Annotated in this window: 17 protein-coding genes and 5 tRNA genes; 4 read left to right on the top strand and 18 right to left on the bottom strand. The window is 58.5% G+C overall.

The window, feature by feature from the left end:
• Nucleotides 1-226 precede the first annotated feature (226 nt).
• On the bottom strand, nt 227-2,779 hold the full coding sequence (locus ASF13_RS08375) for a class I adenylate cyclase (RefSeq protein ID WP_156365573.1): 2,553 nt from the start codon (nt 2,777-2,779) through the stop codon (nt 227-229).
• A gap of 301 nt (nt 2,780-3,080) precedes the next feature.
• Between ASF13_RS08375 and hemC the strand changes: the two genes are divergently transcribed.
• From hemC to hemY, 4 genes are read left to right on the top strand one after another with little or no spacing between them, the layout of a single operon-like run.
• Nucleotides 3,081-4,022 carry a hydroxymethylbilane synthase gene (hemC, locus tag ASF13_RS08370; RefSeq protein ID WP_056234749.1) on the top strand — a complete coding sequence of 314 codons (942 nt, stop codon included), beginning with the start codon at nt 3,081-3,083 and terminating at the stop codon, nt 4,020-4,022.
• Nucleotides 4,019-4,765, top strand: a complete 747-nt coding sequence (gene hemD, locus ASF13_RS08365) for a uroporphyrinogen-III synthase (RefSeq protein WP_056234746.1) — start codon at nt 4,019-4,021, stop codon at nt 4,763-4,765. The genes hemC and hemD overlap by 4 nt, the downstream gene beginning before the upstream one ends.
• Nucleotides 4,766-4,791: 26 nt before the next feature.
• Nucleotides 4,792-5,976 (top strand): uroporphyrinogen-III C-methyltransferase, encoded by a 1,185-nt coding sequence (gene hemX / locus ASF13_RS08360; protein WP_056234743.1) that lies wholly within the window; start codon nt 4,792-4,794, stop codon nt 5,974-5,976.
• A 2-nt stretch (nt 5,977-5,978) separates the two neighbouring features.
• Entirely contained in the window at nt 5,979-7,169 is a 1,191-nt protein-coding gene (hemY, locus tag ASF13_RS08355) for a protoheme IX biogenesis protein HemY (protein ID WP_056234740.1), read from the top strand.
• Between the two features lie 1,024 nt (nt 7,170-8,193).
• On the opposite strand, the gene ASF13_RS08350 is transcribed toward hemY, so the two are convergent.
• The 17 genes from ASF13_RS08350 to trxA form a co-directional block, all read right to left on the bottom strand.
• Nucleotides 8,194-8,270 (bottom strand) — tRNA-Pro (locus tag ASF13_RS08350).
• A gap of 75 nt (nt 8,271-8,345) precedes the next feature.
• Nucleotides 8,346-8,422: transfer RNA gene (locus ASF13_RS08345), tRNA-Pro, on the bottom strand.
• A gap of 35 nt (nt 8,423-8,457) precedes the next feature.
• Nucleotides 8,458-8,544 (bottom strand) — tRNA-Leu (locus tag ASF13_RS08340).
• Nucleotides 8,545-8,572: 28 nt separating this feature from the next.
• Nucleotides 8,573-8,648 (bottom strand) — tRNA-His (locus tag ASF13_RS08335).
• 78 nt (nt 8,649-8,726) lie between these two features.
• Nucleotides 8,727-8,803: transfer RNA gene (locus tag ASF13_RS08330), tRNA-Arg, on the bottom strand.
• 180 nt (nt 8,804-8,983) lie between these two features.
• Complete coding sequence (gene wecG, locus ASF13_RS08325; RefSeq protein ID WP_056234737.1) at nt 8,984-9,724, bottom strand: lipopolysaccharide N-acetylmannosaminouronosyltransferase; 741 nt, start codon at nt 9,722-9,724, stop codon at nt 8,984-8,986.
• Between the two features lie 28 nt (nt 9,725-9,752).
• Nucleotides 9,753-11,120 (bottom strand): ECA oligosaccharide polymerase, encoded by a 1,368-nt coding sequence (wzyE, locus tag ASF13_RS08320; protein ID WP_056234735.1) that lies wholly within the window; start codon nt 11,118-11,120, stop codon nt 9,753-9,755.
• On the bottom strand, nt 11,117-12,193 hold the full coding sequence (locus tag ASF13_RS08315; protein WP_056234733.1) for a TDP-N-acetylfucosamine:lipid II N-acetylfucosaminyltransferase: 1,077 nt from the start codon (nt 12,191-12,193) through the stop codon (nt 11,117-11,119). The genes wzyE and ASF13_RS08315 overlap by 4 nt, the downstream gene beginning before the upstream one ends.
• The gene (gene wzxE / locus ASF13_RS08310; protein ID WP_056234730.1) at nt 12,190-13,440 is read right to left on the bottom strand and encodes a lipid III flippase WzxE; all 1,251 of its coding nucleotides are present in this window, start codon (nt 13,438-13,440) and stop codon (nt 12,190-12,192) included. Before wzxE ends, ASF13_RS08315 begins: the two co-directional genes overlap by 4 nt.
• Before the next feature lies 1 nt (nt 13,441).
• Nucleotides 13,442-14,572, bottom strand: coding sequence for a dTDP-4-amino-4,6-dideoxygalactose transaminase (rffA, locus tag ASF13_RS08305; protein WP_056234727.1), 1,131 nt, complete (start codon nt 14,570-14,572; stop codon nt 13,442-13,444).
• On the bottom strand, nt 14,569-15,264 hold the full coding sequence (gene rffC, locus ASF13_RS08300) for a dTDP-4-amino-4,6-dideoxy-D-galactose acyltransferase (protein ID WP_056234725.1): 696 nt from the start codon (nt 15,262-15,264) through the stop codon (nt 14,569-14,571). Before rffC ends, rffA begins: the two co-directional genes overlap by 4 nt.
• A gap of 27 nt (nt 15,265-15,291) precedes the next feature.
• Nucleotides 15,292-16,554, bottom strand: a complete 1,263-nt coding sequence (gene wecC, locus ASF13_RS08295; RefSeq protein ID WP_056234722.1) for a UDP-N-acetyl-D-mannosamine dehydrogenase — start codon at nt 16,552-16,554, stop codon at nt 15,292-15,294.
• On the bottom strand, nt 16,551-17,681 hold the full coding sequence (gene wecB, locus ASF13_RS08290; protein WP_056234719.1) for a non-hydrolyzing UDP-N-acetylglucosamine 2-epimerase: 1,131 nt from the start codon (nt 17,679-17,681) through the stop codon (nt 16,551-16,553). Before wecB ends, wecC begins: the two co-directional genes overlap by 4 nt.
• A 49-nt stretch (nt 17,682-17,730) precedes the next feature.
• The gene (gene wzzE, locus ASF13_RS08285; protein ID WP_056234716.1) at nt 17,731-18,759 is read right to left on the bottom strand and encodes an ECA polysaccharide chain length modulation protein; all 1,029 of its coding nucleotides are present in this window, start codon (nt 18,757-18,759) and stop codon (nt 17,731-17,733) included.
• A 39-nt stretch (nt 18,760-18,798) separates the two neighbouring features.
• Nucleotides 18,799-19,887: a UDP-N-acetylglucosamine--undecaprenyl-phosphate N-acetylglucosaminephosphotransferase gene (gene wecA, locus ASF13_RS08280; RefSeq protein WP_056234714.1), complete on the bottom strand. Its 1,089-nt coding sequence runs from the start codon at nt 19,885-19,887 to the stop codon at nt 18,799-18,801.
• A gap of 240 nt (nt 19,888-20,127) precedes the next feature.
• Entirely contained in the window at nt 20,128-21,387 is a 1,260-nt protein-coding gene (gene rho, locus ASF13_RS08275) for a transcription termination factor Rho (RefSeq protein ID WP_056234711.1), read from the bottom strand.
• Nucleotides 21,388-21,748: 361 nt separating this feature from the next.
• Nucleotides 21,749-22,078, bottom strand: a complete 330-nt coding sequence (trxA, locus tag ASF13_RS08270) for a thioredoxin TrxA (RefSeq protein WP_056234709.1) — start codon at nt 22,076-22,078, stop codon at nt 21,749-21,751.
• Nucleotides 22,079-22,177: the final 99 nt, after the last annotated feature.

The following is a 22,177-nucleotide window of genomic DNA, read 5'->3' as shown; positions in this document are numbered from 1 at the left end:
TAATGATTTAAAGAAACCACTTATTAATCCATTATTAATAACTTTAAGGCTTGATTTTATTTTTCCATAAGCGATTTTTAGAAAATAATGGGAAATGAGATAGCCGCGTGGCGTCAGCAAATGAACGTTCTTACGTGGGGGAATAGCGCAGATTTGATATGTGCCAGGTACGGCAAGATGACCGCATTAAACCCGGCGCTTTCATTACGCGCCAGGTTCTGCCGGGTTAATGTGTCTGGTACAGGCGGGTAACCTCTTCACGTTCATCATCACCCGACACCACGCGCAGCGAATTTAACACCTGGTTGCGGAATGGGATAACCTGAAAACGTTCCTGTTCCTGAACGATCTGATAAAACTGCGGCAGATTAAAGTTGATAAAACTTGAACCGTAGGTGAAACGATCGTGTGAGGAAGAATAGAAGCGGCTGACGTCACGCACCAGTTCCTCTTTACTGCCCTCACAGTGGTGATAGACCTCAACCCGGTTACTTTCATCAAGGATATAGATATTGAAGCCGTGATCGTCTTCGGTATCTTCAAAGAAGAACTGAATAATGCCTTCACTGGCGTACCCGTCGACCACCGCCGGCAGGCGGGTCTGGTTGGTTTCCACCTTCAGCGACAGGCCGTGCAGTTTATTATTCGAGATGGCACCGTAAAATTCGACCGCATTCTCCAGCTTCTGCACGGAGACGCTCAGGCGCTCGAAGAACAGCCCCCAGGTTTGCCCCGCTACGCGCAGCGCCTTAAAGCGCCCCGGTTCCTGACGGGTGCTGGAGAGCCGTAGCTCAATGCATTCAGAGACCAGCTGTTGCACACGGGTACGAATTAAACCGCGCAGATGCTGGCTGTAGCAGAACACTTCGACGGCATCCGGCGGAGAGGCATCCTGATGCATTTTGCCAAGAATGGTTTTCAGCGCTTCAATCATCGCCTGCTCGCCGTTGAAGTGCAGGGTACGCACCTCATTCCACGAGTTGCGGTACAGCAGGTCAATGCTGCCGACCAGGCACTGCTGCTGCTGACCGAAGCTGAACACATCAAGCTTGCGGAAATCGAAATGCACCACCTGATTGCGGAACGCCATCGTCGGGTCATATTCCAGGTTGACGATGATCGCCAGATGGCGAATTTCGCACGGGCTGTAGAGCGCTTTCGGCGTCGGTGACGGCAGACGCAGCGGGAAATGGTGCGACACGTCGGCAACCAGCTCCTGTAACCGCGCCAGGTCGCAGACGGCGTTGCCTTTAATGTGCAGGCGCGTTTTGCTGGTCAGCAAACCGTTGAACCACGCCCACGCCACCAGCTTATTCAGGTAACGGTTATACTCCAGCGGCTGATGGCTGACGATCGAACTCATATCAGGTGACTGGTTATACAGGTACCAGCCGGCACGGTTGGCGCGGCCGTTTGGCACGTGAATAAAGGTCAGATGCTGTTCAGAGAGATCCGGTGAGATCTGCGGGTTAAGCAGCGTGACTTTACCGGGTAGCGCCTCAAAAGCGGCATACAGTTTACGCGTCAGCACCCCGATATCCTGCGGGCTGGCGCTGACGCTTAAATTGTTGCGGCGGGCAAAGCGGATCAGGTTGCGATAACTCTGCATCATCGCATCCAGCAGTTCATTATGCGCCTCGCGCACCTGGGCAATTTTCCAGTCGGCACGGCTGTCGAGCACCGCCAGACGGGCGGCATCCCAGCCCCATTCGGCCACCAGCTGGCTGAGGATTTCACGTCGCCACCCCGGGGTTTCACCCGTCTGCGACAGTTTTTCACACACCTTCAGATAAAAGCAGCGGCGCACCAGATCCAGCCGGGCATGGTCATCAATGCTGGTCAGATAGTGGGTAACCCTCTCCAGCATCATGCAGTAGGCATCCAGGCCATAACAGACGATCTCACCGTTGTGCAGGCGCTGTTTAATATCCATCGCCAGCAGGCGGGTAGCAGGATACTCCCACGAATAGGCTTCCAGCAGCAGCGTTTTCAGCACCGCCTTATAGGGCGAATCGATGCTTTTATACAGCTGCCACAGGCTGGSGCCGAAGTACTCTTCGGCGGACAGCGTGCCGAGCCCGCCAAGATCCAGCCACTCGTTCGGCGTCAGTACGCCCTGTTGCCAGAGCGACATTACGTAGTCGTCGTAATGTTCTTCTTCCTCGCACGGCACCATATTCCACAGAATACGTTTACCGGCCAGCCGCACCGCGGTACGGTAAAACTCGTCCAGCAACAGGATGTGCTGCGTAGAACCGCAATCCTCACCGCCGAGGCTGCCGCTTTCATTGTGACGGAAGCGGTTTTCATCGATCAGGAAGAAGCTGACCTCCACGCCCATCGACGCGCACCATTTCTCAAGCCGCGTGCATTTTTTCTGCAGGTTCAGGCGTTCATCGTTGTCCAGCCACGAATGATGGCAGACCCAGATGTCGAGATCGGAGGTGCTGTTCTGCCCAACCGAAGAGGTGCTGCCCATCGAGTAGACGCCGGTGATCGGCATTTCACCCTGCGGAGGCAGTGCCGCAGGTGACGTTGATTCTTCTTCTAAATCAGCAAGATATTTCTTTTGATTATCATCAGGCGTGTAGAAGCTGATGCCATGTGGAACGCTACCCTGAAGGTAACCCGGCATCAGCGGATGATGATAATGTAATAAGGTTGGCAGCAGACTGTAAACCTGCTGGAAAGCAGGTCCCATCGCAGCCAGTGCGCGGTCTACGCGCAGCTGGTTAATGGCATCCAGTCTCTGTTTCAGTGTCTCAATGTAGAGGTACAAGACGTCTCGCCTGATTATCCCAGTGCTTCTACCCTTCGGGCCTGCAAAGGTAGTCAAGAACCCTGTTTCCGCCGTCTGCCACTTATTTTAGAGTGAGTTGTGCAGAATATTGCTGGAAACGTGATCAATCTAACATCAGAGAGATTGACCGTAAAGAAAGTTGCGCTAGCTAACAGTTTAGCACGTTTTACCGTCACCCTGACCAGCTGTATGTTGCCAGAAGGTTAAAAAAGGCGAATCCCTCACGCCGACGGCGGTTCTTTGGTAGGATATTCGGTGAGCAATCAAAACGGTATCAAGCATGTCAGATAAAATTTTAAGAATCGCCACCCGGCAGAGTCCGCTGGCGCTGTGGCAGGCCGAGTATGTCCAGCAACGTTTACTCAGCTGCCATCCCGGCCTGCGCGTGGAACTTGTGCCGATGGTCACCCGTGGTGATGTGATCCTCGACACGCCGCTGGCGAAGGTCGGAGGCAAAGGGCTGTTCGTTAAAGAGCTGGAACAGGCGATGCTCGACGGCCGTGCCGACATTGCCGTGCACTCGATGAAAGATGTGCCGGTGGCGTTCCCTGAAGGGCTGGGGCTGGTGACCATCTGTGAGCGTGAAGACCCACACGATGCCTTTGTTTCTCATCACTATGAGTCAGTGGATGCGCTACCGCAGGGCGCGATTGTGGGCACCTCCAGCCTGCGCCGCCAGTGCCAGCTGAGCGCCCGCCGTCCGGATCTGGTGATCCGCTCGCTGCGTGGCAACGTCGGCACGCGCCTCGGCAAGCTGGATGCCGGCGAGTACGATGCGATTATCCTGGCGGTGGCAGGCCTTAAGCGGCTGGGTCTGCACGCACGCATCCGTCAGGTGATGCCGGCTGAAGAGTCGTTACCCGCCGTCGGCCAGGGCGCGGTAGGTATTGAGTGTCGCCTGGATGATGCTGATACCATCGCGCTATTGGCGGTGCTGAATGACAAAGATACCGCCTGCCGCGTGCGCGCGGAGCGGGCGATGAACCTGCGGCTGGAAGGCGGTTGCCAGGTGCCGATCGGCAGTTATGCAATCCTGGAAGGCGATCGGCTGTGGCTGCGTGGCCTGGTCGGCTCCCCGGACGGCAGCCAGATGATCTGCGGCGAGCGCCGTGGCCCGCGCGATGACGCGGAAAAAATGGGTATCTCGCTGGCGGAAGAGCTGCTGGAGAAAGGCGCGCGCGACATCCTCGCCGAGGTTTATCAGGGAAATCCCCCGGCATGACCATTCTGGTCACCCGCCCGGCACCGGCCGCCGACGAGCTGGTTAGTCGTCTGCGCGGCCGCGGGCAGGTTGCCTGGGCCATGCCGCTGATTGAATTTACCCCCGGGCAACAGCTGAGCAGCCTGCCAGCCCGGCTGGCCGCGCTGACGGCAGGGGACCTGGTTTTTGCCCTCTCCGGACAGGCGGTGCATTATGCTCATCCTGCCGTTATTCGCGCCGGGCTCACCTGGCCCGCCAGCCTGAACTATTATGCTATAGGGCGCAGCACCGCACTGGCGCTGCATGCGGCCAGCGGCCATCAGGTCACCTGGCCGCACGAGCAGGAAACCAGTGAGGTGCTGATACAACTCCCCGCTCTGCAGCAGGTGGCTGGCCGCCGGGCGCTGATCCTGCGCGGTAACGGAGGTCGCGAATTGCTGGCGGAAACCTTGCATAGCCGTGGCGCTCAGGTAGAGTTTATCGAGTGCTATCAACGCTGTGCTAAGCACTATCAGGGGGCCGAAGAGGGTCGCCGCTGGCGCGATCGGGCGATCGATACGCTGGTGGTTACCAGCGGCGAAATGCTGCAACAGCTGTATATGCTGTTCCCGCCGGTTGACCGTGACCAGTGGTTGCTGCACTGCCGGCTAGTGGTGGTCAGCGACCGTCTGGCAGGACTGGCCAGCCAGCTTGGCTGGAAAACGATTGAGGTTGCCGGGGGCGCCGATAACGACGCGCTGCTGCGCGCGTTACACCCGCACTAACACACTTAAATATGGGATGAGCCACAATGACGGAACACAAAGATTCCTCCGCCATGGTTGAAGAGACCACCCCTGCGGTCGAAAAAGAGACGCCGGTGACGCCGCCGCGGCCGCTGAAAAACAGCGATGCCCGGCAGAGAAACAGCGGAGCCCTGTTAGGGGGAGTGGCGATTGCTATCGCGCTGGCGCTGGGTGTCGGCCTGTATCTGAACGACAAACATCAGGCCGCACTGCAGACAGAGGCCAGTGAGGCGCTCACGGCGCAGCTGGCAGAGCTGCAACAGCAGTCGGTCGGCGATCGCCAGTCGCTGCTGAAACAGCTCGCCACCCAGGCCAGCGCGCTGGAGACGGCGCGTCAGCAGCAGAGCGCCTTAAGCCAGCAGCTTGACGAGTTAAAAGAGAAAGTCACCGCCATTTCAGGCAGCGATGCGCAAACCTGGCTGCTGGCCCAGGCCGACTATCTGGTTAAACTGGCCGGACGCAAACTGTGGAGCGATCAGGACGTCACCACGGCCGCGGTGCTGTTAAAAAGTGCCGATGCCAGCCTCGCCGATATGCACGATCCCAGCCTGATCGACGCGCGCCGCGCCCTGACTGCCGATATCAGCACGCTGTCCGCCTTAAGCCAGGTGGATTACGACGGCATTATTCTTCGCCTCAACCAGCTGTCTAACGGCATCGACAACCTGCGTCTGGCCGACAACGATAACGACGATGAACCGATGGATGCTAACAGCGGCGAGCTCTCCTCCTCGCTGCGCGAATGGCGGCAGAACCTGGTAAAAAGCTGGCATAACTTTATGGATGACTTTATTACCATCCGCCGCCGCGACGCCACCGCTGAACCGCTGCTGGCACCAAATCAGGACGTCTATCTGCGCGAGAACATCCGTTCGCGTCTGCTGATCGCCGCTCAGGCGGTGCCGCGCCATCAGGATGAGATCTACAAGCAGTCGATCGACACCGTCTCCGGCTGGGTGCGTGCCTGGTATGACACCAGCGATGCCAATACCAAAGCCTTCCTCAGCCAGCTGGATGAGCTGAGCCAGCAGAGCGTGTCGATGGACGTGCCGGATGCGCTTGAGAGCCAGCCTGTTCTCGACAAACTGATGCAGACCCGCGTACGTAACCTGCTGGCGCAGCCGGCCGGAAGTGCGGCAGCCCCGTCTGCCAACGCGGCACCTGCGTCACCACCGGCACAGGAGAAATAATCATGTTAAAAGTTCTCCTGTTATTTCTGCTGCTGATCGCCGGCGTGGTGCTGGGTCCGATGATTGCCGGCCACCAGGGCTACGTACTGATCCAGACCGACAGTTGGAACATTGAGACCAGCGTTACCGGACTGGCGATCGTCCTGATCCTGTCGCTGCTGGTGATCCTCGGCGTCGAATGGCTGCTGCGCCGCCTGTTCCATACCGGAGCACGCACCCGCGGCTGGTTTACCGGTCGCAAGCGCCGCAGCGCGCGTCGGCAAACCCACGCCGCGCTGGTTAAGCTGGCCGAAGGTGACCATCAGCAGGTTGAGAAGCTGCTCTCCCGCCACGCCGATCATGCCGACCAGCCGATGGTCAACTACCTGCTGGCCGCCGAAGCCGCACAGCAGCGCGGCGATGAGAAGCGCGCGGACCAGCACCTGGCCCGCGCCACCGAACTGAACGACGGCGACCCGCTGCCGGTCGAGATCACCCGGGTGCGCATCCAGCTGGCGCGTGGTGAAGACCACGCGGCACGGCACGGCATCGACCGCCTGCTGGAGATCGCTCCGCGCCATCCTGAACTGCTGCGTCTGGCGGAACAGGCCTACATCAGAACAGGGGCCTGGAGCGCGCTGCTGGATATTCTGCCGGCGATGGAGAAAATCAGGCTGGGTGATGAAGCGCATCGCCTGGCGCTGCAGCAGCAGGCCTGGCTGGGCCTGATGAACCAGGCAATGGCCGATCAGGGCAGCGAGGGCCTGAAGCGCTGGTGGCAGCAGCAGAGCCGCAAAACGCGCCACGAGATCCCCCTGCAGGTGGCGATGGCGGATCACCTGATCGTCTGTGACGATCATGACACCGCCCAGCAGATCGTCCTCGACGGCCTGAAACGCCAGTATGATGAACGTCTGGTGCTGCTGATGCCGCGCCTGAAGGGCGGCAATCCGGAACGGCTGGAGAAAGCGCTGCGCCAGCAGATCAAACAGCACGGTGCCACCCCGCTGCTGCACAGCACGCTGGGGCAACTGCTGATGCAGCACGGCGAATGGCAGCAGGCCAGCGAGGCGTTCCGCGCCGCGCTGCAACAGCGCCCGGATGCCTTCGACTACGCGTGGCTGGCAGATACCCTCGATCGCCAGCATAAGCCGGAAGAGGCCGCACAGATGCGCCGCGACGGGCTACTGCTGACGCTGAAAAACAACGCCTGACGGCTCACCTCTGGCCACTCAGCAACATCTTTCAAACCGGGCTTAGCCCGGTTTTTTTCGCACTGCCCCCCCTGCCAGACAGACACGCATCAAAGAACCGCTACATCAGAGCAGATAGTGAGTAAACGAGGAAGTAAGAGAGCAAGAGAGCAAGAGAGCAAGAGAGCAAGAGAGCAAAGCAGTGAAGCAGTGCTAAGCCAAAAAAAAACCTGCCACAACAGTGGCAGGTATAAGTATCAGGTCGGTCAGACAACCGATTGGTACCCGACTCAACGGTGTGCCCTGTATTCCTGTAAGGCGTAAGCGATACAGGCTGGCTGGACAACGGGTACCTTAAAGTGGCTCTGCGTCATTCCTGGGTTTATGAGGCCGAAGCGAACATAAGAGGTGGAATGAGCATCTACCTCTAAATTGTTGCACAGGACATGCCAGAATGAAACTTCACAAATTCCTAAATTACATCTGATTAATTTTTAAGGAAATTTAAACGCCTGAATCCTCTCCCCGGCCAACCCAAAACGTCGCTAAACCCCAACAACACCCCACTCCAACTGTCGCAAAACAGCGACACCCAACGCATAGTTAAGTAAAACGTCCTAAATACAACAAATTACACGTCGCCAGACAGCGACAAATCCACAAAAAACGCCATCACGACTGAAGGAACACCCAGGCAATTGCGAAGCCACTATCAGGGAGGGCAGCGGGATGAGCCCGGAGCGGGGTAACCCGCGCAGGGTCGACCGCATGACCGCCAGGCACTCTCAATCAACCAGCCAACGCGCCCTTAAAGAAGCAGCAGGCAACCACCAGGCCAACTATCAGGGAAGGCAGCGGGATGAGCCCGGAGCGGGGTAACCCGCGCAGGGTCGCCCGCTGACAGGCCCGAGGCTCTCGATCCCCCAGACAACGAGCCCCCAAAGAGGCACACAGGCAACAACGAAGCCCATTATGAGGGAGAACAGCGGGATGAGCTTTTCTACAGACGAAAAAAAACCTGTCTTTTCAGACAGGTTTCTTAAATTGGTCGGCGAGAGAGGATTCGAACCTCCGACCCACTGGTCCCAAACCAGTTGCGCTACCAAGCTGCGCTACTCGCCGAATACTGCGGCACTACTGCGCTTAAATCCCTTACGGCTTTAAGCAAAAACCCCGCTACTGCAGGGCTTTCAAAATTGGTCGGCGAGAGAGGATTCGAACCTCCGACCCACTGGTCCCAAACCAGTTGCGCTACCAAGCTGCGCTACTCGCCGAATACTACGGCACTGCTATTCACATCTGGATTTTGTGGTGCGAAGAGAGGGACTTGAACCCTCACGTCCGTAAGAACACTAACACCTGAAGCTAGCGCGTCTACCAATTCCGCCACCTTCGCATTCTACAAAATCACATACTACAAAATCTGGGGTGGCTAATGGGACTCGAACCCACGACAACTGGAATCACAATCCAGGGCTCTACCAACTGAGCTATAGCCACCACTACTTTACCAGATACTACTTTTACTGCCTGACAAGCGGTATATCTTACCACCGCAGCTCTTGCGCACAAACTTAATGGCGCGCCCGACAGGATTCGAACCTGAGACCTCTGCCTCCGGAGGGCAGCGCTCTATCCAGCTGAGCTACGGGCGCGTAGCGCCGTTGCGGATGTGCATACTACGGACAGGAGCCTTACCTGTCCAGTGCTTTTTTCAATAAAAAACCGCGTTTGCTTATGCTTTGTGCAGTTCGTCTAAACTCGCAGCAATTTAGACGCTTATCGCGCACAAAAAGCACTTCCCACGCGGCTTACCGCCGGACAAAAGGTAAAAATTAAAGCTCGCCACGCCAGTGATAGTTCAGGTATTTCAGCAGCCTGAGCTGGCGGCCAAGACGTGAAGGCTGCGAAAGCAGGCGATACAGCCACTCCAGCCCCATATTTTGCCAAATCTTTGGTGCCCGCTTCACATGGCCGGTAAACACATCATAGGTACCGCCCACGCCCATATAGAGCGCATCAGGGTTAGCCGCCTTGCAGTCACGCATCAGGATCTCCTGACGCGGTGAGCCCATCGCCACCGTCACCAGCCGTGCGCCGCTGGCCTTGATGCGGGCGAACAGCGCGTCGCGATCGGCCGGGGCGAAGTAACCATCCTGTTCACCGACGATATTCACGTTCCACTGCCGCCGCAGCTTATCGACGGTCTGCGCCAGAATCTCCGGCTTGCCGCCAATCAGAAACACCGGCGTGCCCTCGCGCCCGGCGCGCTCCATCAGTGCTTCCCAGAGATCGGCCCCGGCGATACGCGATACCTGCGCCTGCGGATACTTCTTGCGGATCGACCGCACCACGCTGATACCGTCGGCATATTTATACTCGGCGGCCGCGAGCAGCTGAAACACCTCGGTATTCTCCTCCGCCGTCAGCACCTTCTCGGCGTTGATCGCCACCAGCGTACCGCTCTTCAGCTCCCCACCCTGGTTCAGGTAATCGACAAACTGTGCCCTGTCGCGGAAGCCGGCCAGCGACAACCCGCGAATCTGATACTGCGGAACTTCTTCAGAGGCATGCATGGCAAATCCTTCAAATAAAACTCAATAATCAAAGCGCACCGGGCGCGGGACCACCCCGCACGGCCAGCGATGTTCCCGCGCGCCGCGCGCGTATCAGCCCGGCGCTGTCAAACAGCCAGTAAAGCAGCTTAGCCACCACCACGCAGGCGACAAAAATCACGCAGAAGAACACCACCCGCGAGGCAAAGGCATCCAGCCCTTCACGGGCCAGCACGATCATATTGAACACGGCACCAAAGCAGAAGCTTTGCAGGATCGCCGCCTTATAGCGGTTCTGTTCCCGGCGGCCCTTCTCATACAGCCAGTCAAACCATTTAACGATCAGCCCCACCGCCACCGCGCCAAGCGGGATAAACAGCGCACCGCCCATCACCACCAGCGAACCAATCAGCGTGGGCGAGATCGCCAGCCCGGAGTGGTTATCCAGCACCTCCCAGGTGAAGTAGTTAGCGCTGTTCAGCACCAGCGACGGCCGTCCGTGCCACAGCCAGCTGGGAATAAACACGTAGAAGTCACGCACGATCGGGGCCAGGCCCTGGAAGTCGATGCGGTCATAGTTCTGCAGCAGCAGACCGAGGTTCTCCCACGGTGAGAAGGTATCCCGCGTCAGATAGAGGAAGGTATAGAAGGCTTCCGAACCGTTAACATCAAGGTTATAGCGCTTCAGCGCCAGCCAGAACATGCCGACCACGCCACCCGCGCCGGCCACGACCAGCATCCACAGGGTTATCCAGCCGCGGATAATGCCGATAAACAGGAACAGCGCAAACGCGATGATGATATTGGCGCGCGTGCCGCCGACGATGGCGTAGGTAAGGAAGCCGAACGCCACCGTGCTGACCAGGAACAGCAGCCAGCGGCGGAAATCCTGCTTCATAAAGTAGACCACCAGCATCGCCGGGATAAAGAAGTAGAAGAAGCGCTTCAGCGCCACGCCGGAGACCTCCGCCGAGAAGATCTGGCTGTAGCTGTGCAGCTTAAACAGCAGAAAACCGTTGTGGGCAAAGAACACGCTAACGGTGCCCAGCGCCACCAGCGCCAGCAGCAGCCAGCTCAGATGGGCCTCTACGCGGTTAATGGTAAAAGCCGGGCGCGAGGGCACATGGCTGCGCGCCCGCAGCCGGGTTTTGTAGCTTACGTAGTAAATGGCGTAAAAACACCCCGCGGCCAGCATCGCCTGCAGCAGATACTCTGCCGGCACCACCTCAACGTCGAAGCCAAACACCAGCACGCTGGTAAACGGGAAGCCGAAGAAGAAGGTCAGCAGGAACAGCATCGAGAACAGCACGTTAAAATTGAAGCGTACCCGGCGAAACTCGCGCCAGGTCAGCGTCAGGATCATACCGCCACACAGCAGGTACACCAGCAGCAGACCGGCAAACTGTAACAGCGTCATGCGCCTTCCCCTTCCACCTGCCGCAGCGCCTGCTGCCATCCTGCCAGATAACCCGGCTCGAAAAATGCCACCTGCTTTAAATCCAGCTGGGTCAGCTGGCGTCGCGCCTCGGCCACCGTGGCGGCATCCAGCGCATCGCCGCTGAACAGCACCGGCACCTGCTGTTCCGTCAGGTCCTGCCAGAACGGATTACGCCGGTTGAGCACAAAGGGCACGCCCGCCTGCATCAGCAGACACAGGGTGCCAATCCCCTGCTGACGTTCAAAGATGAAGTAACCCAGCTGGCAGCGGGCGATCAGCGCCATATAGTCGGCAAACGCCAGCTTTTCGGTCAGGATCTGCACCTGACCCGGCGCAAAAAGCGCCCCCGCGGCCTGACGCACGCTGGCGATGTAGTCCTGATTATTCGACGGATAACCCATCGGCACCACCACCTGTACCTCGCTGCCAAACTGCCGGTGGATCTCCTCCAGCGCCTGAATATGGCGGTTGCTGGCGTCACCCGAGTTGCCCAGCAGCACGGTCAGCGCGCCGTCAGCGGACTGACTCAGCGGGACATCCTGCGCCAGGCGGGTGGGGAAATAGAGCAGCGAGGCCGGCACGCGCGGGCAGCGCTGCTGAAAATGGCTGATGTCACCACGGGTGGCAAACACCTGCGCCACGCGCTTTTGCGCCTGCCGCCGCAGCAGGTAGAACAGCCGGAACTTGAGGGCGGTGGCATCTTCGTACAGGTCCGCTCCCCAGATATGCCAGTAAAACTGGCGGCGTTTCAGCTGGCCGGACAGCAATGCCAGCCACAGGCGCGGGTTAAACTGGCCGTGGCAGAAAAAGCGCGTGCTGCGCTGCCGGCGGCCTTCAGCGATCGCCACCGCAGCTAACGCCCCCTTGCTGGCGAACACCCGAACCGCCAGCTGTGGGAAGCGCGAAGCCAGATCGGGCTCTGCGCTCACCACCCAGAACGGGCGCGGGGCGGCCGTCGGTACCGCATCATGCAGCACCTGATTGAAAAAGCTCAGCACCGTCTGGTTATGGTGCGGTATGTCTGAGCCTAAGAGATGGATTACTGTGGTCATACGCGTCTACGGTAAAGTGTAAAAATGCCAGCACAAAGTGCGAAATAAGCGACGTAGGTCGCCAGATACGCCTGAGCCGCGCCTGCTGCACCGTGCAGCGGGATAAGCCAGCGGGAAAAACCCATCAACAGTACAAACTGGCTGACTTCAGCCAGCAGATAGAAGCGCAGTGACGCTTTGGCAATCACCAGATAGCCAAACACGTAGCAGCCGACCTTGAGCACGTCCCCGGCCAGCTGCCAGACAAACAGATCGCGCATGCCGGTAAACTGGCTGGAAAACAGCAGCCAGATTGCCACATCGCGCAGCAGCCAGACGCAGAAGCTGACCGCCGCTACGGCAGGTAACACGAAGCGCAGCGCTTTCAGGACCTCGCGCGCAATCTCCTCTTTATGCTGCAGCCTGGAGAGTGTCGGCAGCAGCCAGACGGTAAAGGAGGCGGTGATAAACTGCAGATAGGCGTCAGAAATGGTGCTGACCCCCTGCCACAGCCCCACCTGTTCCCAGCCAGCCTTTGCCGCCAGCTGGTTACGCATCATCATCCACGCCACCGGCAGCGTCACCGAGGTGATCAACGCCATCACAGTGAACTTGCCCAGCTGGCGGGCGAACGCCGGCTGCCAGGCGGGCAGCAGGTAGCCTAAGGGCAGGCGACCGCGACGCCACAACACGATGATGGCCGGGATCACCAGCAGCGCCGGCACCAGCGCCAGCCCGATCAGCGCACCGCTGTAGCCGCCCAGCCGGTAGCAGACAAACCAGCCGGCGACGCCGATCAGGCTGCCGCCGATCAGCGCGGCGGCGTTGCCCGCCGCGTCGCGGAAGCCTTTGACGATCGCCAGCAGCAGGTTGGCCCAGGCGATGCCAAACTGCAGGAACGCCACCGCGCGGATCACCTGCTGGTACTCCTCGTGGCCAAACAGCGCGCGACTAACCGGCGCGGCAAACAGCAGAAAAACCAGCGCCAGCAGCAGCGAAAAGCCGAGCACCATCGACGAGGCGGTGCCGGTCACCGCGCGCAGCTGCGCCGGGTCCTGCTGGTACTCAGCAACGTATTTGGTGACGCCGTTGAAAATCCCCGCGCCCGCCAGCACGCCTAACACGGTCACCAGCTGACGAAAGTTCCCCGCCTGCCCGACGCCGGCTGGCCCGAAGGCCAGCGCCAGCATTTTTACCACCAGCAGTCCGGCGGCAATTTTTACCAGCGTGGACGCGGCGGTCCACACCGAAGCTTTTGCCAGTGACATATCAGGAGAAGTAGCTCAGCAGAGAGCCGATCACCGTCTTCTGATTATTGTCGGTCAGGTTGTAAAACAGCGGCAGCCGCAGCAGTCGCTCGCTTTCAACGGTGGTAAAGCGGTCTTCGCCGTGGAAACGACCAAAGCGCTGGCCCGCCGGTGAGCTGTGCAGCGGGATATAGTGGAACACCGACAGGATCTCCGCCTCTTTCAGCCAGGCAATCAGCGCGCCGCGGTCCTCGCTGTCGCGCAGCCTGAGGTGGAACATATGCGCGTTGTGCGCGCAGTCGGCCGGAATATTCGCCAGCGTAATCCGCCCGCTGGCGGCGATCGGCTGCAGCGCATCCGCGTAGTTCTGCCACAGGCGCAGGCGCTGCTGGTTGATCTGCTCTGCCGCCTCCAGCTGTGCCCACAGGTAAGCCGCCTGCAGGTCGGCCATCAGATAGCTGGATCCGACATCGCGCCAGGTGTACTTATCCACCTGCCCGCGGAAGAACTGGCTGCGGTTGGTCCCCTTTTCACGGACGATTTCCGCCCGCTCGACCAGCGCCGGATCGTTGATCAGCGTCGCGCCGCCCTCGCCGCCGGCGGTATAATTCTTGGTTTCATGGAAGCTGAAGCAGCCGATATGGCCAATCGTTCCTAACGCACGCCCCTTATAGGTGGACATCACGCCCTGCGCGGCGTCTTCCACCACCCACAGCTGATGTTGCTTCGCCAGCGCCATAATGGTGTCCATCTCGCAGGCCACGCCCGCATAGTGCACCGGCACGATGGCTTTGGTTTTGTCGGTGATCGCTGCTTCAATCAGCGTTTCATCAATATTCAGCGTATCCGGACGCACGTCGACAAAGACGATAGTCGCGCCGCGCAGCACAAAGGCGTTGGCGGTGGAGACGAAGGTGTAACTCGGCATAATCACTTCATCGCCGGGCTGAATATCAATCAGGATCGCGGCCATCTCCAGCGAGGCGGTGCAGGAGGGGGTCAGCAGCACCTTGCGGCAGTGAAAGCGCTGCTCCATCCACTGCTGGCAGCGGCGGGTAAAGCCGCCGTCGCCGCACAGCTTGCCGCTGCCCATCGCTGACTGCAGGTAGTCCAGTTCGGTTCCCACCACCGGTGGTGCATTAAACGTAATCATGATGTTTTCCTGTATAACCAATAGGCGGTGCGTTCAATCACGCCACCGCAACGAAGGTAGAGCCGTAGCGCGGCCAGGTTGCCCAGCTGCGTTGCAACATGAAGCCGCTCCAGACGCCGCGCGCGGCTCCAGTCGCTGGCGGCCGCCATCAGCCGCTGGCCAACCCCCAGCCCCTGTGCCGCGGGCAGCACCGCCAGCAGGCCAATCCGCGCCGAGCCGTCGGCCAGCTCGCGCAGCGAGACAAATCCCTGCATCGCGCCCTGTTGATCCACGGCCAGCAGGCACTGGTGGTCGAAGGTGCCCAGCACCGCCTTCTCCGCCCACTCGGCGTACAGGCGACCGCTGTCGCCGGCGGCAAACCACGGCGTACGAAAACGGCTGAAGGAGAAGGCTTCCGCGGCCATCTGGCGCAGCGCGGGGATATGCTCCGGCCGGGCAATGCGGACGCCCTCCGGGCGGCCGGTAGCGGCAATGCCCAGCACGCAGTCCACTTCGGCTTCCACCAGCTGGAAGCCGAGTGCGTTTACCGCATCCAGTTCGGCGCTCTGCTGCGCCGGCAGTTTCACCTGGACGAGATCGTAGTCATCCAGCCTCTCGGGCAGCAGCAGAGTCTCCCCCTGCAGCTCAAGCAGCGCGCTGTTATGATCAAAAAAGGCGTTTTCCCACGCCAGTGGTTTAAGCGTGGCAAACACAGATTGCCTCCAGAGTGATAAGCGGCATCATCGCCAGACGCCTTTGGTATCGACAATCCACGGCTGGCGGACAGTTTCTGCTGCCACCGCCTTAAACTGGCGGTGATCGACCAGCATCACCAGCACGTCGGCCTGCTGCAGCGCCTCGTCCAGCGACAGCAGCGTGGCCTTCTGCGCCAGGCGCGCGGGCAGCTGCTGAATATGCGGCTCTACCACCAGGGTACTGCCCTGATGCCAGTCCGCAATCATCGCCGCCACCTGCATCGCCGGGCTTTCACGCAGGTCGTCGATATCCGGCTTAAAGGCCAGACCGAAGCAGGCGATTTTCAGCTCGCTGGCGCGCCGGTCGCTGGCCTGCAGGCACTCTGCCACCTGCTTTTGCACCTGTTCAAGCACCCGGTACGGCTTGCCGTCGTTAACCTCACGGGCGGTACGTATCAGTTGCGCCTGTTGCGGGTTTTGCGCCACGATAAACCACGGGTCGACCGCAATACAGTGGCCGCCGACACCGGGGCCGGGCTGCAGGATATTGACGCGCGGATGGCGATTCGCCAGGCGGATCAGCTCCCAGACGTTGATCTGCTGCTCGGCGCAGATCAGCGACAGCTCGTTGGCAAAGGCGATATTGACGTCACGGAAGCTGTTCTCGGTGAGCTTGCACATTTCGGCGGTGCGGGCATTGGTCACCACGCACTCCCCTTCGAGGAACAGGTTATACAGGTCGCAGGCGCGCTGCGAGCTGGCCGCGCTCATACCGCCAATCACCCGGTCGTTCTTAACCAGCTCGACCATTACCTTGCCCGGCAGCACCCGCTCCGGGCAGTAGGCAATGCGGATATCTGCCGTTTCACCCACCTGCTGTGGGAAGGTCAGATCGGGTCGCTCAGCGGCCAGCAGGGCGGCCATCTGCTCGGTGGCACCGACCGGCGAGGTGGATTCCAGAATCACCAGGTCGCCGGCTTTCAGTACCGCGGCAACCGAGCGCGCGGCGGCCTCAACCCAGGCCATATCCGGCTGATGCTGCTCTTTAAACGGCGTCGGTACCGCAATCAGAAAGGCGTCCGCAGGTTCAGGCACGGTGGTTGCGCGCAGGAAACCGCCTTCTACCGCCGTTTTCACCACCCGATCCAGATCCGGCTCAACGATATGGATTTCGCCGCGATTGATGGTTTCCACCGCGTGGGCGTTGATATCAACGCCAATCACCTGCTTCTGGCAGGAGGCAAACGCCGCTGCGGTCGGCAGGCCGATATATCCCAGGCCAATGACTGAAATAGTATTGAAACTCATAATGTTATCCGGTTATTTTTCAGAACTTCTACGATGCGCTGGCAGGCCAGTCCGTCACCGTACGGATTGTGGGCATGGCTCATCGTCTGCCACGCCTCGTTGTCGTTTAGCAGTCGCGTCACTTCGCTGACAATTTTTTGCTGGTCGGTCCCCACCAGTCTGACCGTACCGGCGTCGAGTGCCTCCGGCCGCTCGGTGGTATCACGCATCACCAGTACCGGTTTCCCCAGCGACGGTGCCTCTTCCTGGATACCACCGGAATCGGTCAGGATCAGCCAGGCGCGGTCCATCAGCCAGACAAAGGGCAGATACTCCTGCGGCTCGATCAGTACTATGTTGTCAATACCGCGCAGGATGCGGTTCACCGGTTCGCTGACGTTAGGATTGAGATGTACCGGGTAGACAATCTGCAGCTGTGGGTGCAGACGGGCGATCTCCGCCAGCGCGTTACAGATGCGCTCAAAGCCGCCGCCGAAGCTTTCGCGACGATGACCGGTCACCAGCAGCATTTTCTTGTCTGCATCAAGGAACGGATAGCGTGCCGCCATGCTGTTGTGCAGCGCGGCGTCACTCAGAACCCGGTCACGCACCCAGAACAGCGCGTCAATCACCGTGTTGCCGGTGACGAAAATACGCGAAGCCGGCACGTTCTCCCGCTGCAGGTTCTGTTGTGAGCGCTGCGTCGGTGCAAAGTGATAGCTGGCGAGGTGCCCGGTCAGCGTGCGGTTGGCCTCTTCCGGCCACGGCGACCACAGGTCGCCGGTACGCAGTCCCGCTTCAACGTGACCGACCGGAATGCGGTGATAAAACGCCGCCAGGCTCGCGGCCAGCGTGGTGGTGGTATCGCCGTGCACCAGCACCACGTCGGGAGTAAAGTCGGCAAACACCGTTTTCAGCCCCTCAAGAATGCGGCTGGTGATTTCAGTCAGTTCCTGGCCCGGCCGCATGATGTTCAGGTCGTAATCCGGTACCAGAGAGAACAGATGCAGCACCTGATCGAGCATTTCACGATGCTGGGCGGTCACGCACAGGCGTGATTCGATCGAAGCGTCCTGAGCCAGCGCGTGGACCAGAGGTGCCATCTTGATGGCTTCAGGGCGTGTGCCGAAAACTGTTAATACTTTCACCGTTGCTCTCTCTGTCGTTCCATTGTTGAACTGCATTCGCCGGGCATCCTTAGCCACGGCGCCGTCTGACCAGCGCCGTACCTGCACCGATCAACACCCCTACCGATCCCCACATGATCATCAGCAGCAGACGGCGCGGGCTGTCACGCGTCACCGGCTCTTCCGGCGTGCGCAGGTAGCGCCAGGCCTTAAAGGAGGAGACCAGCGTCGGCCCAACGTTCAGCGTCGCCAGCATGGCACGGTTTTGATCGTATTCGAGGTCGTAGTCCGGGCCACTGGCGCGCAGGTTTTCCAGCCGCGCCTGCAGCATAGGCCGCCCCAGCAGGTAGAGCTCAGAGTCCGGCAGCTGCTCAGACGGCGTAGCGGTATGGGCCTGCTCCAGCCCCTGGGTCTGGGCGATTTTCAGCGCCTGCTGGACGCTGTTGAGCTGGCGATCGTAAATCGCCTTCGCCACCGCTTCCTGACGCTTAATCTGCGCTTTTAGCTGGATGGTGCGTGCGGCCCAGGCCCCGGATAATGCATCATTCAGATGCGCGGTAGCCCGGGCGTTGGCAAAGGCCACGTACTGACGCAGCAGCGTGTTGGCTTCCGCCGAAGTCTCTGCCACCAGTTTCACGGTGTCATTGGTTTTTTTGAGGCTGTCCGCCGGCTGATACTGAATACTGGCAATCAGCTTATCCAGCAGTACCGCGTCATCCGCCACTTTGCCGACCTGCCGCTGTTTGTAGTAAGCAGACTGCAGCCAGAAGTCACGCCGGGTATCCCATGCGGAGAGCTGCATGACAAACTCCTGGTAGGCTTCGTCCATCACGTTCGGCAGCGTGGCGTTAGGATTACCGTTACGCAGGTCCAGATTATTAAGGAACTGCTGCTGTGAGTAGTAGCCGGCGAGGGTATTGACCGTTGGGCGGTCGGTAATCGCCGTCGTGCTCCACTGTGGCGTTACCAGCAGCGACCAGACCAGCGCCAGCAGGGCGAACAGCGCACCACCACCGACGATCCACCCTTTACCGCGCCACAGCGTGCAGCACAGGCCCCGAATATCCAGTTCGTTATCTGCAGCGTCAGGATAAGTCATGCATCATTTCCTTGTTGTCGAACATTATCGTTCAAAAAGTCAGCGGTCGTTCTCGTTATTACGCAGGCGACGCTTCAGGCGTTTAATCATCCGCGCCACGCGCCACGCACGTTTAATACAGTAGCCGTACAACATAAAGGCCAGTAAAAACAGAACCAGCATTACCCATTCAGGAGTGAAGCTCAGGTACTCACCCAGCACGCCCACCAGCGCCAGCACGGCGGCCGCGAGGGTGATCAGCACAAAAGCCTGACGCGAGGTGAACCCGGCACGCATAATCAGGTGGTGAATATGCTGGCGATCCGCAGAAAACGGGCTCATACCCTTACTCAGACGCCGGTACATGATCGCCACCATGTCCATCAGCGGAATGGCAATCAGCCACAGCGCCGTCACCGGCGTAATCGGGTGGCTCTCTCCCTGGGTGGTCTCCAGCAGGATCCAGATAATGGTGAAACCAATCAGCGTGCTGCCGGCATCGCCCATAAACACTTTGTTGTGGCGGCCGAACACGCCGAGGTTCAGTAAAATATAGGGCAAAATCGCCGCAATCATAGTGAAGCACCACATTGCCAGGCTCAGCTGACCGTCGGACAACAGGATCATGCCCATCGCGAAGAAGGTGACGCAGGACAACCCGCCCAGCAGTCCATCGATGCCATCGACCATATTGAACGCGTTGATCGCCGCCCAGACGGCAAACAGGGTCAGCACGTAGCCAAACGGGCCGACGATCAGCTCCCAGGGGCCGAAAATATAGCCAAGGCTGAGCAGATACAGCTTCGCCTTGACCATCATCACCACCGCCACGCCGGCCTGAACCACCGCGCGAATTTTTACGCTGATATCGAAGCGGTCATCCAGCGCCCCGACCAGCACCAGCGCGGCGGCGCAGCCCAGATACAGCAGAAAATGGGGGACATAAAAGTCGGTCATCAGCCAGGCAAAACAGCTGCCGGCAAATACCGAAATACCCCCGACCAGCGGGATGGTTCCCTGGTGGCGTTTGCGGTAGTTAGGCTTGTCCACCAGGCCGATTTTTATAGCCACCTTGCGGGCAAAAAACAGGAACGCCAGTGAAAATAAAAAAATCAGGGCAAGTTCTGTACTCATATTGAGTAAATTCACATTAACCAGCTCTCAGCTAAGAATTAGCGCAATGTTATAAGCAATTTTGGTGCCATAATCATTAGTGTAATTCAGATTTTATTGGTCAGGCCCCGCACAAGCAACGTATCAGACACGTTAATTTGCACGAACTTGCAGGTGCACTCCCGCGTGTAAAACAGCGTATAGAGCAGAAACGAAAAACGCCACGACTATGCGTGGCGTTTCCCGAGTTTAGAACACAGCTGTGACGGTTGACCGTTACGAACGCTTCATCATGTCGAAGAAGTCATCGTTGGTTTTGGTCATCGCCAGCTTGTTGATGAGGAATTCCATTGCGTCAATCTCACCCATCGGGTGGATGATTTTACGCAGGATCCACATCTTCTGCAGCTCTTCCGAGGTGGTAAGCAGCTCTTCTTTACGTGTACCAGAACGGTTGTAGTCGATAGCCGGGAACACACGCTTCTCAGCGATTTTACGCGCCAGGTGCAGTTCCATGTTGCCGGTACCTTTGAACTCTTCGTAGATCACTTCGTCCATCTTCGAACCGGTATCAACCAGCGCGGTGGCGATAATGGTCAGGCTACCGCCCTCTTCCACGTTACGTGCCGCACCGAAGAAACGCTTCGGACGGTGCAGGGCGTTGGCATCCACACCACCGGTAAGTACCTTGCCAGAGGCCGGTACCACGGTGTTGTAGGCACGCGCCAGGCGGGTGATGGAGTCCAGCAGGATGATCACGTCTTTTTTGTGCTCGACCAGGCGCTTGGCCTTTTCGATCACCATCTCAGCAACCTGAACGTGGCGCGATGCTGGCTCATCAAAGGTAGAAGCAATGACTTCGCCTTTAACCAGACGCTGCATCTCGGTCACTTCTTCCGGACGCTCGTCAATCAGCAGCACCATCAGCACGCAGTCAGGATGGTTATAAGCAATGCTCTGCGCGATGTTCTGCAGCAGCATGGTTTTACCGGCTTTAGGCGGTGCCACGATCAGACCACGCTGACCGCGACCAATTGGCGATGCCAGGTCGAGCACGCGAGCTGTCAGATCTTCCGTTGAACCGTTACCGCGCTCCATACGCAGACGCGAGTTAGCGTGCAGCGGCGTTAAGTTCTCAAACAGGATCTTGTTACGGGCATTTTCAGGCTTGTCGTAGTTAACTTCGTTAACTTTCAACAGCGCAAAGTAACGCTCACCCTCTTTTGGCGGTCGAATCTTGCCAGAGATGGAGTCACCAGTGCGGAGGTTAAAGCGGCGGATTTGGCTAGGGGAAACGTAGATATCATCGGGACCGGCGAGGTAGGAGCTGTCTCCAGAACGGAGGAAACCAAATCCATCCTGCAATATCTCGAGTACGCCGTCGCCGAAGATGTCTTCGCCACTTTTCGCGTGTTGCTTGAGGATGGCGAAGATAATGTCCTGTTTGCGCAAGCGCGCCAGGTTTTCCAGCCCCATATTTTCGCCGAGAGTGATCAGGTCAGAAACCGGCGTATTTTTTAATTCGGTAAGATTCATAATGGTGGGTTCTTAAACTCGGGGTAAAACTTGAACTGTTTGTCGTCAATGGTATGGCTAGAGATCCATGCCTGTTTAATGGCGGTCTGTTCCCGGGTCCACTCGATGATCGCATGCAGGATAACGCAGATCTGAGACGAGGAGACGGTAAGGAAAGTGCCGGAATTCAGTTGATACTAACCGTCAGATTGCTGAATGTCTGTAAAACTGTGATGAATACAGCGTTCAACAAGGAAAAAATCTAAAGATGCAAACTAGCAAGGTAAGTTCGTCGTGCAGTGAATTTAACTTAGCACGCCTAAAGCCGGGCGTCCAGCGGTCAGAAAAAAAATCCGCAGCGCAGGACGCCGGTATCGTGTGATTAGCCCAGGTTCGCGTTCAGGAACTCTTTCAGCTGACCTTTAGACAGTGCGCCCACCTTGGTGGCTGCCACTTCGCCGTTCTTGAACAGCAGCAGGGTTGGGATACCGCGGATGCCGTATTTAGGGGCAGTGGCCGGGTTCTCATCGATGTTCAGCTTGGTAACGGTCAGTTTACCTTCGTACTCTTCTGCCACTTCATCAAGAATTGGCGCGATCATTTTGCACGGGCCACACCACTCGGCCCAGAAGTCGACCAGGGTCACGCCTTCAGCTTGCAGAACTTGCGTTACGAAGCTGTCATCTGTCAGGTGAATAATTTTATCGCTCATGTTTACTCCAGGAGATTATCTTTACCTAAATGATGTAGCAGGAAGCAGCATCAGGTTAGCGTTATTTCACTCGCTTTTATTTCAACGGATATGCTTTCG

Origin of the sequence: Erwinia sp. Leaf53 (assembly GCF_001422605.1) — a bacterium.
In the GTDB taxonomy this organism is placed as follows: domain Bacteria; phylum Pseudomonadota; class Gammaproteobacteria; order Enterobacterales; family Enterobacteriaceae; genus Erwinia.
Note: the sequence above shows the minus strand (reverse complement) of the source record. Positions and strands in the feature narration are given on the sequence as shown.